9 protein-coding genes are annotated in these 12864 nt (G+C 66.8%); 4 read left to right on the plus strand and 5 right to left on the minus strand.

All coding sequences use genetic code 11. The annotated features are described in order from the left end of the window. Positions 1-50 precede the first annotated feature (50 nt). Entirely contained in the window at positions 51-1712 is a 1662-nt protein-coding gene (locus F0U63_RS26380) for an acyl-CoA dehydrogenase family protein (protein WP_395833630.1), read from the plus strand. A gap of 68 nt (positions 1713-1780) precedes the next feature. On the opposite strand, the gene F0U63_RS26385 is transcribed toward F0U63_RS26380, so the two are convergent. Together F0U63_RS26385 and F0U63_RS26390 are read right to left on the minus strand one after the other, a co-directional pair. Beyond that, on the minus strand, positions 1781-3199 hold the full coding sequence (locus F0U63_RS26385; protein ID WP_395833632.1) for a hypothetical protein: 1419 nt from the start codon (positions 3197-3199) through the stop codon (positions 1781-1783). Further along, positions 3111-4529 (minus strand): hypothetical protein, encoded by a 1419-nt coding sequence (locus F0U63_RS26390; protein WP_395833634.1) that lies wholly within the window; start codon positions 4527-4529, stop codon positions 3111-3113. The genes F0U63_RS26385 and F0U63_RS26390 overlap by 89 nt, the downstream gene beginning before the upstream one ends. A gap of 267 nt (positions 4530-4796) precedes the next feature. Here F0U63_RS26390 and F0U63_RS26395 point away from each other — a divergent pair, with 267 nt between their 5' ends. Then, on the plus strand, positions 4797-5333 hold the full coding sequence (locus tag F0U63_RS26395) for a hypothetical protein (protein WP_395833636.1): 537 nt from the start codon (positions 4797-4799) through the stop codon (positions 5331-5333). 72 nt (positions 5334-5405) lie between these two features. Here F0U63_RS26395 and F0U63_RS26400 read toward each other — a convergent pair whose 3' ends face one another. The 3 genes from F0U63_RS26400 to F0U63_RS26410 all read right to left on the minus strand — a co-directional run bounded on the left by F0U63_RS26400 (position 5406) and on the right by F0U63_RS26410 (position 9925). Beyond that, entirely contained in the window at positions 5406-6248 is an 843-nt protein-coding gene (locus F0U63_RS26400; RefSeq protein ID WP_395833638.1) for an alpha/beta hydrolase, read from the minus strand. Positions 6249-6277: 29 nt separating this feature from the next. Further along, positions 6278-9313 carry an error-prone DNA polymerase gene (locus F0U63_RS26405; RefSeq protein ID WP_395833640.1) on the minus strand — a complete coding sequence of 1012 codons (3036 nt, stop codon included), beginning with the start codon at positions 9311-9313 and terminating at the stop codon, positions 6278-6280. Between the two features lie 69 nt (positions 9314-9382). Continuing rightward, positions 9383-9925, minus strand: a complete 543-nt coding sequence (locus F0U63_RS26410) for a hypothetical protein (protein WP_395833642.1) — start codon at positions 9923-9925, stop codon at positions 9383-9385. A gap of 212 nt (positions 9926-10137) precedes the next feature. Between F0U63_RS26410 and F0U63_RS26415 the strand changes: the two genes are divergently transcribed. Next, entirely contained in the window at positions 10138-11460 is a 1323-nt protein-coding gene (locus tag F0U63_RS26415; protein WP_395833644.1) for an AHH domain-containing protein, read from the plus strand. A 2-nt stretch (positions 11461-11462) separates the two neighbouring features. Then, positions 11463-12710: an imm11 family protein gene (locus F0U63_RS26420; RefSeq protein ID WP_395833646.1), complete on the plus strand. Its 1248-nt coding sequence runs from the start codon at positions 11463-11465 to the stop codon at positions 12708-12710. Positions 12711-12864: the final 154 nt, after the last annotated feature.

The following is a 12864-nucleotide window of genomic DNA, read 5'->3' on the forward strand; positions in this document are numbered from 1 at the left end:
GGGTTGAGACACCGACTCTATCAGGACCGGGCGGTGCTAGGTTGTCACGTATGAGCTTCTTCCAGGAACCGCCCCGCCTGGGCAATCAGTATGACGAGGACATCCTGCTGCGCAGCTACCTCGAGCGGGTGCTGCCCCCGGACCTGAAGGCCTCGCTCGAGGACGAGTTCCGCGAGCTGGGTGAGCTGTCGGGCGGCTACTTCTACGAATTCCAGCTGAGGGATCGGCTGAACGAGCCCGAGCTGACCCAGTGGAACGCCTGGGGCCAGCGGGTGGACCACATCGAGGTGTCCCCTCTGTGGAAGGAAGCCGAGGCGCTGACGGCCAGGCGGGGGCTGGTGGCGGTGGCGTACGAGCGCAAGAGCGGGGATCGCTCGCGCGTGCACCAGTTCGCGCTCAACTACCTCATCCAACCGTCGCTGGACATCTACTCGTGCCCGCTGGCGATGACGGACGGGGCGGCGCGCACGCTGGTGTCGCTGGGCAACAAGGAGCTGGTGGAGCGCGCCCTGCCCCGCCTGACGTCGAGGGATCCGGCGACGTTCTGGACGTCGGGCCAGTGGATGACGGAGCGCACGGGCGGCTCGGACGTGGGGCTGACGCAGACGGTGGCGCGGCGGGACGCCGAGGGGTGGAGGCTGTACGGGACGAAGTGGTTCACCTCGGCGACGACGGCGCAGATGGCGCTGACGCTGGCGCGGCCCGAGGGCAATGGGGAGGGCGGCAAGGGGCTGGCGCTCTTCTACGTGGAGACGCGGGGGGCGGATGGGCGGATGAACGGGATTCAAATCAACCGGCTGAAGGACAAGCTGGGCACGCGCAAGGTGCCGACGGCGGAGCTGACGCTGGACGGGGCGCGGGCGGTGCCGGTGGCGGGGCTGACGGACGGCATCCGCAACATGGCGTCGATGCTGAACGTGACGCGCACGTGGAACGCGGTGGCGTCCGCGTGGATGATGCGGCGGGGGCTGGCGCTGGCGCGCGACTACGCGAAGCGGCGGGTGCAGTTCGGCGCGCCCCTGGCCCAGAAGCCGCTGCACGTGGACACGCTGGCGGGGCTGGAGGCGGAGTTCCACGGAGGCTTCCTGCTGGCGTTCCGGGCGGCGGAGCTGCTGGGCAGGATGGAGGCGGGCACGGCGACGGAGGAGGAGCTGCTCCTGCAGCGGCTGGTGACGCCGCTGGCGAAGCTGACGCTGGGGCGGCAGACGGTGCACGTGACGTCGGAGGTGGTGGAGGGGTTTGGCGGCGCGGGGTACGTGGAGGACACGGGCGTGCCGCGGCTCCTGGCGGACGCGCAGGTGTTGTCCATCTGGGAGGGGACGACGAACGTGCTCTCGCTGGACGCGCTGCGGGCGATGGCCCGGGGGGGCGCGCTGGAGGCGCTGGACGTGGACGCGCGGCGGCGGCTGGCGACGGCGAAGGACGCGGGGCTGAGGCCGGGCGTGGTGGCGGTGGAGGAGGCGCTCGACAAGGCGCGGGCGTGGGTGATGGAGGCGATGAAGGATCCGGCGGGGGTGGAGGCGGGAGCGCGGCGGTTCGCGCTGACGCTGGGCCGTGCCTACGAGCTGGCGCTGCAGGTGGAGCACGCGCAGTGGTGCCTGGACCACGGCTACGGCCCGAGGGCGATGGCGGCGGTGCGGCGATTCACGCGCCATGGCGTGGATTTGATCGCCGACATGAATCTGGAGGAGTCCCGGCTGCTCGTGGAGTAGCGCGGGGACTGCGCCTGCCTCAGCGCGCCCAGAGTCCACCCAGCTCCAGCAGGAGCGGAGCCCTTCCGTCACGCCGTCGGCTGGGTGGAGCGTTGGGCCTGCCGGAAGAATTGGGAGCAGGAGTAGTCCAGCGGTGCCTCCCCGTGCTCGAGCGCATGGCGGGCGCGCAAGAAGGGCAGCCATGCCCTGTCCCCCACAAGCACTGCGGCCTCCTCCAGTTTGCGCCTCGGCACCCACTGCCCGCCCAAGCCGGACACCAAGTACATCCCCAGCCATGCCCCCAGGGCGGGAATCAACGCCTCCTTTTCCTCCGCCGTGAAGCGCTCTCCCCAACCCAAGTGCCACAGGGCGAAGTCCACCGCGGCGAGCGCTTCCTGCGTTCCCTCCGTCGCCTCGGGCACTTGCTGCGAGTGCATCAGCGCGACGAGCTGCTCGGCGTAGAGCCGCTCGTAGGTGTCGATCGCCTGCTTCACGTCCTCCACGTCCGGTGGAGGCGCTTGTTCCGCGGGCAGCCACTCCGAGACGGGAGGCGGGCGGTAGAGGTTGAAGCGCTCGACCACCCGGCGCTTGTTTTCGAGTCCCTCGAAGGCGACCTTCCTGTGGAGGATGTCCGCCACGTCTTCGTCGAAGTGCACGGGGATGGGGACGAAGACACGGCTGCGCTCGCGCAGGGTTTCCAGGATGGTTTCCAGTTTCAACTCGGGCCGCAGATGAACCAGGGCCCGAGCCTGGGCCTGCCGAGCCTCCTCGGAGTCGAAGTCCGCCGGCGTCGGCCGGGTGAGCAAGAGCACGGAGCCTCCTGGCAACTCCTCAACCACCGAGGCGGGCGTGGATAACACATGCTCACGTCCCAGCTCCGACACCATCTGAGGCCCATACACATTGAGCCAGTAGACTTCATCCACCCGGTAGGGTGCGAATGGATCTTCCGCGAGGAGATTGGTTCCCATGGAAAAGTCAGTGGAGCTATGCCCGAAGCCATAGGTCACGGGAAGTAGCGAGGCAAAGTTCCTCACCCACGACAAAATCCGCCTCGTGTAGTCCTCGATGGCCCCCGGTTGCCGGACAATCGAGAAAGGAGCGAGGTTCACACTCACGAAGAGTCGTCCACTCCGTTCCTTTTCGGAAAGGCTGATCCACAATCCCATCCAGGGAGCATTGGAACATTCAAGGGCGAATGACGTATGCCCTTCAGCGGATTGCTCAAGGAATACCTCGCGAACAGCCTCGCGAGAGTATTTTCGCCTCCTTCTTCCACTCAGAAGGGTGTCTAGCGAACCACCTACCTCCATGGACCCGATGAACTCAAGTATCTTCTCAAACCCCTTCACTCCCTGCTCCACCGGGTAGGCTGGCGAGTAGAGATGGAGCCAGAACTTGTCTTCGCTATTCCATTCATCACTTGGCATGGAAATGGAGTTCGACACCACGAGTTCTTGCCTCGAATCGAAGGGTTTTCCTGACAACTTCCGGTACAGATCGTACATCGTAAACAAGATGAACCTGATTGATGGAGACTTCACGTCCAAATAGTGGATGGCCAGGTCGGCGAATCTCAACCCGTCCCCCGTATTTCTTCAATGCCTCCCTGGCATCCATGGAGACCCAGTGGCGTGCTTCCACTTCGCTCATGCGCGTGAAGTCACGTTGCTTGTTGCTGAAGCACTGCACCATGGGGCTCCTTCCAGGAGCCAAGGATGCCTCGTCCACCACGAACTGGTCCACAAAGGTCAGCACGGGCCCTGGCGCATGGGACAGTCCCAGGTTCCCATCCACCCGAGCCCGCGACATGCCTCGCAGATACACCCGCTCCGCCTCGGGCAGTGTGACCTCCCGTTGGAGGGCGCGCGTCACCCCCTGCTGGAAGTCCAGCCCTCCTTGGACCTGGCTCCGGAAGACGGTGTAGTCCAGCCACTCCAGCGGCGGCTTCACCTCGGACAGCCGTGCCGTCCCCGTCCGGCGTCCCGCCAGATCCTCGTAACGTTTCTCCCAGTAGGAGACGTAGTCCGCCCACCTCGGGTGGTCCGCGGCCACGCCAGGAGGTGGACTTCCCAAGGAAGGCCGCCGACGCTCCAGCATCTTCAAATCACTGGACTGGCGTGCGCCGCCCGCGACGGCCTCGGCCTCCCGCAGCCGGACTTCCAGTGCCGCCGCTTCCTCCAGCGCCGCCGCTTCTTCCACCTGGCTCAGCGCCCGCTGCCGCGCCACCCCCTCCCGGGCCAGCTTCTCCGCCTCCGCCGCTCCCGCCCTCACCTCCCCACTCGCGGCGCGGCCCTCCACCGCCATCGCCACGCCCCCCACGAGCAGGGCGTTCAACGCCACCGTGATGACGGCGCTCTCCACCTGCTCGCGCCGGGCCTGCCGCTCGAAGCCTCGTGCCAGCAACCCCCGCAGCCGCGTGCCTCCCGGGCCCGGCGAGGGAATCAACTCGCCCAGTTCCGCCCAGCGCACCGTGCACGTGGGCAAGGCGCTACAGCCCAGCCCCAGCGCCTTGTCCGCCAGTTCCACCCCGGCGGCCTCGGTCGCCACCTCCAGTTGATCCAGCAGCCTCCGGGCCCGAGCGTCCCCGGCCTGTGCATCCGCGTAGACTTTTTCAAGATGCGCGCTGCGATGAACCAGCAGCACACCCGAGGTCTCGCCAACCAATCGTCCCTGGGCATCGCTGTACAGCCCATAGTCGAACGGGGGAGCCACATCCCGCCGCCACATGTCCGACGGCACGGCCTCCACACCGCCGCATCGGCTCCCCATCAACACCACGGAGAGCATCACCAGCCATACCCACCCCAGGGGCCGAGAAGCGCAGCTGTTCTTCACTCGAAACCTCCTCCCGCCCTTCCGAAAAAGCTGTGTGGGCAGCAACATTAAACCGCCCTGTCATGCGCCTCCACACCAGGATGCGGGGCCTCGCCTGCTCCACGAGCTGTCGGGTTTTCCCGTGAGCGCATGGACGATGGAAAGATGATGTGTTAATCCACCGCCGCGCTCATGGGCAGCCACACCGATATCCCCAATGGTGTTGGTATTCCTGACGCATCAGGTCAATTTCGCCCCCCCAGCATCTCATCCCCCAAGAAAATGAACATGAATCATTTCAAGACGTATGGCCTCGCCGTGGTGGCAATCGCTTTCAGCGCGTGCGGTCCCGCTCCCGAAGGGTCCAAGCAGGCCGAGGGCGTCGCGCGGACCGAGTCGGCGCTGACGGCTCCCATTCCGAACACGACGTGCGTGGTCGAGGCGACGGAGCCCTACAAGTATGACAGCGGTCCGTACGCGGGCCAGATCAGCGCCCAGGCGTCTGTCTGGGACTGCAGCCAGGACTACCCGATCATCTACGTGTGCTCGATCATCGAGAAGAGGTCGGTGAGCAGCACGGGCACCGTCACCTGGACGGCGGTGCCGGGCAGCCGCAGCTGCTATGCCGAGACGAACACCGACTTCGGCGGTCAGACGGCCACCCCCACCACCAACCCCGCGGGGACGTACCGCCAGCGCTCCCAGGCGGCGATCAAGCTCAACGCGACGACGTGGACCCCGGCGCAGCCGTCGACCTGCAGCACGCTGTCCAGCAACGTGCCGTGCGCGTTCACCTCCGTGACCTCCCCGAGCGTCGCGCTGTAATACGCGCCCTCCGGGCGTGAGTCCCCGAAGGTCCGGCCCGTGCCTCGCGCGCGGGCCGGCCCCCGTGGCACCTCAAGGCCCGGCGCGCAGCGCTTCTCCCCGGACGAACTGGAACAGCTCCTCGCGAACCTCGCGCGTGTCGAGCACGTTGTTGTGGTGCTTGCCCTCGAGGATGCGCACGGAGACCTGGGGAAACAGCGTGCCCAGCTTCTGACCCATGTCCACGGGGACGACCTGGTCCCGCGTCCCATGGACGATGAACACCGGCAGGTGGATTCCCGGCGCCTTGGACGCGGTGTCGAACCGGTCCTTCACCAGCAGCCGTGCGGGCGCCCACGGAAAGAGCCTCGCGCCCAGCTCCACGATGGAGGTGTAGGGCGTGATGAGCACCAGCCGCGTGCCCTGCCCCCGCCTCGCCATCTCCGCCGCCACCCCCGAGCCAATGGACTGCCCCTGCAACACCGTCCGCTCCCGGGGTACGCCCAGCTCCCGGTGCAGGTACTCCAGCGCGGCCTCGGACGCGGCGTAGATGCCCTGCTCCGAGGGTTCCTCCTTTCCCGCCGCCAGCCCATATCCCGGGTACTCCACCGCGAGGAATCCGAGCCCTGCCTCCTGGTAGCGCTGCGCCAACCACGTCTCGTGGGCGAGCTGCTCGCCATTGCCGTGGAAGTGCACCACCGTGGGAGCCTCCGGCGGCGCCGGGACGTGCAGCGCGTAGACCGTCGTGCCCTCCGGCCCCGGAATGCGAAGGAGTGTGGCTCCGGGCAGTTGGGGTTCGAGCGCACCCGGAGGCACCGGAAACACCAGGTGGCGCTGGTTGAAGTACAGCAGGGCGCACACCGCCAGGTAGCAGATGACGAGTGTCACCACGAGCTTGAGCATCAACCGTTTCACCCGGAGCCAGACACGTTGCATGGGGGCACCTTAACCCGAGAGGCACCGCCCTACACGCGCACCGAGGAGACGATCGGCTCCAACTGCTGCACCTTCACGTTCATCACCTTGCCCGTCTTCTCCAGCGTGCCCTGCCCCACCAGGAACAGCGCGCCGTGGATGTCCTTGCGGAAGCGCGCATACGCGTCCGGCGGTACCACGAGGTTGGCGATCCCCGTCTCGTCCTCGAGCGACAGGAAGCAGAACCCCTTGGCCGTGGGCGGCATCTGCCGGCAGATGAGCATCCCCCCCACCGCCACGCGGCTGCCCGCGCGCACCCGCTCCAGTCCCGCCGCCGTCACCGCGCCCCGCTTGCGCAGAGCGGGCCGCAACAGCTCCAACGGGTGCTTCTCCAGCGACACGCCCACGGTCTCGAAGTCGGTGCTCACCCGCTCCACCACGTTCATCCGGGGCAGCTCCACCGGCGTCCCATCCATCGCCATGCCGAAGAAGAGATCCGTCTCTTCCAGCGGGCCCAGGGCCTGGATCTCCCACAGCGAGTCGCGCCGCGAGCCACTGAGGCTCCCCAACGCACCCGCCAACGCCAGCCGCGCCAGCTCATGCCGGGGCGTGCGCGTGCGCCGCGCGAGCTCCCCAATGCTCGTGAAGCGCTGCCCCCGCCGCGCCGCGCCTATCCGCCGTCCCGCCGCCTCCTGGAGCCCGCGCACCATCCGCAATCCCAAGCGCAGCCCACCCTCTTCCAGCGTGCAGTCCCAGTCCGAGTGGTTCACGTCCACCTCCAGCACTGGCACGCCGTGGCGCTGGGCATCCGCCACCAGCGTGTGCGGGGCGTAGAAGCCCATGGGCTGCGAGTTCAACAACGCCGCGGTGAAGGCCGCCGGGTAGTGGCACTTGAGCCAGGACGACGCGTAGGCCAGCAGCGCGAAGCTCGCCGAGTGGCTCTCCGGGAAGCCATAGTGCGCGAAGCCGCGGAACTGCTTGAACAGGGTGTCCACGTACTCGGGCGCGTACCCGCGCGCCACGCCACCGTCGATGAAGCGCTGGTGGAACGGCCCCAGCCGCTCCTCGGCGCGCTTGTGCGAGAGCGCCCGGCGCAGCCCATCCGCCTCGGCCGCCGAGAAGCCGCCCACCGCCATGGCCAGCTTCATCGCCTGCTCCTGGAAGAGTGGCACTCCCAGCGTCTTCTGCAGAATCCTCCGCACGTCCTCCGAGGGGTACACCACCGGCTCGAGCCCCTCGCGCCGCCGCAGGTACGGGTGCACCATGTCCCCGACAATGGGACCCGGGCGGATGAGCGCGATCTCCACCACCAGATCATAGAAGCAGCGTGGCTTGAGCCTGGGCAGCATGTTCATCTGCGCCCGGCTCTCGATCTGGAACACGCCGATCGAATCCGCGTTGCTCAACATCTCGTAGACCTTCGGGTCCTCCGCCGGAATGGTGGCCAGGGTCAGCTCCCGGCCATAGTGCACCCGGATGAGTTCCAGGCACCTGGCCAGCGCCGTGAGCATCCCGAGCCCCAGCAGATCCACCTTGAGGACGCCCACCGCCTCCAGGTCGTCCTTCTCCCACTGCACCACCGTGCGGCCCTTCATTGCCGCGTTCTCCACGGGGATCATCTCCACCAGGGGCTCGCGGGTGATGACGAAGCCGCCCACGTGGATGGACAGGTGGCGCGGCGTGCCCTCGATCTCCCGGGCGAGCGCGAGCGTCTGCCGCACCCGCCGGTCCTCCTCGGACAGCCCCACCTCCTTGAGCAGCTCCGGGGACATCTCGCCGCCGTGCGAGCCCGCCACCTTGGCGAGCCGGTCCACCTGATCCAACGACAGCCCGAGTGCCTTGCCCACCTCGCGCAGCGCCAGCCGTCCCCGGTAGCAGATGACCTCGCACACCATGCCCGCGCGGTGCCGGCCATGCTTCTCGTAGACGTATTGCAGCACCTCCTCGCGCCGCTCGTGCTCGAAGTCCACGTCGATGTCCGGGGGCTCCTTGCGCTCCATGCTCAGGAAGCGCTCGAAGAGCAGCCCCATGCGCACCGGATCGATCGCCGTGACACCCAGCGCGTAGCACACCGCCGAGTTGGCCGCGCTCCCGCGCCCCTGGCAGAGGATGCCCTTGGAGCGCGCGAAGCGGACGATGTCCCAGATGGCCAGGAAGTAGCCGGCGAAGTCCAGGGCCGCGATGAGCTTGAGCTCGTGCTCGATCTGCTTCACCACCTCGGGCGGCACGCCGGAGGGGTAGCGCACCTGGAGCCCCTGGTACGTCAGCTCGCGCAGCCACGTGGACGTCGAGTGTCCCGGCGGGAGATCCTCCTCGGAGAAGTGGTAGCGCAGTCCATCCAGCGTGGCGTGGCAGCGGCCCGCCAGCTCCAGCGTGCGCTCCAGGGCCTCGGGACAATCGGCGAACAGCCGGGCCATCTCCTCGGGCCCCTTGAGCGTGCGCTCCGCGTTGGGCAGGCGCCGCGTGCCGAGCTGTCCCAGCGTCGTCTTGTAGCGGATGGCCGTGAGCACATCCTGCAGGGGCTGGCGGGCGCGGTGGTGCGTGTGCACGTCGTTGTGGGCGCACAGCGGCGCGCCGAGCTCCCGCGCGAGGCTCCGGGCCTGGGCCACGCGGGCCTCGTCCCCCGAGGACAGCGTGCGGCACACGCCCACGTAGAAACGGTTGGCGAAGGACTCGGCCAGCGGGGCCACCTGCGCGGTGGGCACCGGGTACGGGAGCATCGCCAGGAGCCCCTCGTTGCCCTCGGCCAGCTCGCGCCAGGGCAGGCCCGCCTCGCCCTTGGGGTGCAACATCCGGCTCTTGGAGATGAGCCGGCTGAGATTGGCGTAGCCCCGCGCGTCCTGGGCGTACACCACCACCCGGGGGCCATCCATCAGCGTCAGCTCGCTGGCGAGCACGTACTTGAGGCCCGCCGCGCGCGCCGCCAGGTGCGCCTTCACCGCGCCATACAGCCCGTCCCCGTCCGCCAGCGCCACCGCCGCCAGCCCCCGCTCGGCCGCCGCGAGGATCAACTCCTCGGGGTGCGAGGCGCCCCGGAGGAACGAGAAGTTCGATCGGCACAGCAGCTCGGCGTACACGCCCGCCACCCTACTGAGCAGCCGTTCAGGCGGAAGGTCCGCCCCAGTAGGTATGAACAGGATACCCGGTGTGTCTCGTCACTTCGGAAGTGGGCCCGGAGGATCCGACTTCCGCTCCACCACCCGACGACGCAGCGCCCAATACGCGAGCCATGGGGCGATGAGCAACACGAGAAGGACGATGCCTTGAGCCTTCATGCCGCGAGCCGCCACGGAGGCCGCCAGGACGGCGGGGCTCGCCTCGGGCAGGGACTCGATGTCCTCGAGGACATAACGCTCAGCCAGGGGACCGTGCTCCTTGTTCTGCTCCGGGTTGACGGCAAGCTGTCGGGTGTGGCCCCGCTCGTCTTCGATCACGAGCTCCGAAACGGTGATGTCGTCCGCATTGTAGTGGAGGGTCACGGACTCATCGGGACCGAGTGGGAAGGGGCCGGCGCGCGGCGACAGGACGGGCAGCATCGCGAGCATGACCATGGGCAACGGGGCCTTGTGCTCCCGTCCGTAGAGGGTGCCCACGGGCGTGATGAGGAGAGGCTGGCGGGTGCGGTTCTCCACCGTGAGCGGCTCGACGAAAGCGGCGGAGAAGGACATCGCGGCAACCGTCAGCACGGAAAGGGCCATGAACGGGTACGTGCAAAACAAGAGGATGCGAAGGAATAGCCTCACGAGTCCCTCTCCGCCGTACTGCCTGGTGACCAGGCTGGACGGCTCTGGCCGTCACATCGACCACGATACCGTGGAGTAAGGGCCCTCCAGACTTCCTGGTGGTGAACCACTCGCCGTGAAGGGAAGGTGCGCACCGCGCATGTGCGTGGACTAGAGTGCCGGTGCCCATGAAGCTCCGCTCTCCCTGGTCTTCCGCCTGCCTGCATGCCTTCCTCTGGTTGCTCCTCGCGTCAGGGTGCGCGACGACGCGGGTCGTGAACCTGGACATCGGACAGGGAGCGCCCATCACCTACAAGCCTGTCGACACCCGGCCGATCAAGATAGATGGCTCGGAGTTCGAGTCCGCTGTCGCGCAGCTCGTGCTCGACATGAGGCTGGACCTGGGGCTCGAGGACTGGAAGCAGGGCGACCGACTCTCATTGCTCGCGTCCGCCGGCGCCGGTGGGGTCGTCGACGGCGCTCACGGCCGCACGGTGCCCCCTTCAGCTGAGCGGATGTGCCAACAGCAGAGCGATCCGAATGGGTGCCTGAGCCTGCTCACAGGTGGAGCCATGAAGGGGCCCGCGGAGCGGCGCATGATGGCGCTCTTCTTCGCCTTCGACACGGTCTGGGATGGGGTTGAGGAGGCGGTGGGCGACCTGACGAATCCGGCCGCCCTCCGTGCGATGGTTGTATCGATGGTCGGAACCGCGCTCGTCATGCTCGTTGCACCCGAGCCCATCACGAAGCTCCTCGCGATTGGGTTGACGGCATCCCTGATCGCGTATCTCGGCACTGGTCCCGTGTGGAACCTCGGGCAGGGATTCCTGCGGCTCATGGAGGAAGCGAAGAACGCCCACGACATCTCGGAACTGGAGGATTCCGGGCACCGTTTCGGGAAGGTGCTCGGGGACAACGGTGCTCGTGTCCTGGTCATCGCCGCCTTGGCCGCGCTCGGCGGCGAGAACGCCATGGCCGCGCGGGGAGCGAAGATGCCTGGGTTCGCCCGAGCGGCCTTGAGAGCACAAACCGAAGGAGGCTTCCAGTTATCGGGGGCACTGGCGGGCGAGGTGCAGTCCATCGCCCTTTCTTCCGCGTCGGTGCTGAACGTCGCGCTCGCTCCGACAGCTGTCGCGGCGGTTGCGATGGGGCCCGGAAGCGCCATTCAGGGAGATCCCGAGGGCAACATCCACCACATCTGCACGGACAAGAACGAGGTTTCCGAAGCATCGGGAGGCCCGTGGACACCGCAGTTCGAACGGATCTTCAATCGGGCTGGTATGACGTTGGACGATCTGGCGAACAGAGTGCGTATCCAATCGCATCAGGGTCCGCACCCACGTGAGTACCACGAGGAAGTGCTTCAGCGTATCACCAGCGCCACGCAAGGCTGTCGAGGCAAGGCGCAGTGCCGGGCTGCATTGATGGAAGAGCTGTCGAAGATCGCCAAGGAACTCTCCACGGCTGGCACCAGGTTGCGTAAGCTCGTCACGAAGAAAGCCGAGGAGTGAACATGGAGCGACGCTTCTTTGACTTGTGGGTCGACGTGTACGTTCCCGGCCGCTGGTATCTCGCAGAGCCCGCTACCTCGTCGGGAGAAGAGATAGAAGATCCGTGGATGTTCTCGGCAGGAAGACCCGTCGCGGATCCAGGGCCCCTACGAATCCCCATCTTCAAGCCTGGCAAGCCGCTCGACATCGAGTTTGCCGGCGTGGGGAATACACCCGTTGTCAACGAACAGATAGCGTCGGTGTTTCGCGAGATGGCACCGAACGATGTGCAGCTCTTTCCAGTCGAGGTCGAAGGGCAAGCCGACCCCTATTACATCCTGAACGTTACACGAGAGATTCGGTGCATCGACGACGCGGCCTGTGAGGAGGTGCAATACTTCACCCAAGACGATGTACGGTCTGATCTGGCGGGTCAGTATCGGTCGGTAATAGGCCTGCGCATCGACACGTCGAAGGTCGCAGAGGCCCGCGTGTTCCGGCTTTGGGGCTACTACCACCCGATCATCGTCGATGTGGGCATCAAGGAGGCTCTGGAACGAACGGGAATCTCGGGAGGCCGGTTCGTTGAGGTCACTGGCCCCAAGGCAGTAGCAACTGGCGGCAATCTGTTGCCTGAGACGCATAAAAACCCTGAGCTGCTGCGGCAGGTGGAATCTGCTCGGAAAGCAGCCTTCCGCAATCTTGGGGAGCCGAGTGAGGAGAGTATCACCCCGATTGTTCCGCATGGTGATGCATGGCCGAGCGCTCGGCAGGCGTGGCGCATCATCCGGCGTCCAGCTGGACGGACATTGTGCGTAAGCGATGGGCTTTCGGATCCGTTCCACGGCAGCACGGAGCCGTCATGCGGCTACGGTCTCGAACTCGCCATCGAAACAGACGAACCTGTCCCCGATGATGGGGGATGGACGCTCCTGTTACTGAGGCGGGTTTCAGACGAAGTGGCGCAGCACGAGCACTTGAGCAAGGCTCTCTTGGAAGGAGTCTTGTCGATGGAGGTCCCAGGCAAGGACATGCCCGAACCACTCGTGACAAGGGATGGACGAGTGGGAGTGTTGCTCGGCGTGGAGGCCACCACGCTGCCCATCTCTTTTCCCACGCCGGCCGGGGATGTTCGCTTGGTGACTGTCAAGGCACTGCTGCCCAAGGAGTTGGCGTTCCTCCTGGAGCGCGGCAAAGTGGAACTGCTTCGCCGACTTGCGGAAAGTGGCGAGCCGCATCTATCTCGCTCATGGAGGAAGCCAGTCGTGTGAGGCAGTAGCCCCCCTTGCTTGCACTGGACGACTGGCTCACTCCCTACCGCGAACTCTGGTCCCGGCGGCTCGACGCGCTGGAACGCCACCTGGACACCATGGCGGACGATCCACCCGCCCCCACCCGCCGGAGCCCGGCCCCAAGGAGGAAGCC

Origin of the sequence: Cystobacter fuscus, assembly GCF_044360685.1 — a bacterium.
GTDB classification, from domain to species: domain Bacteria; phylum Myxococcota; class Myxococcia; order Myxococcales; family Myxococcaceae; genus Cystobacter; species Cystobacter fuscus_C.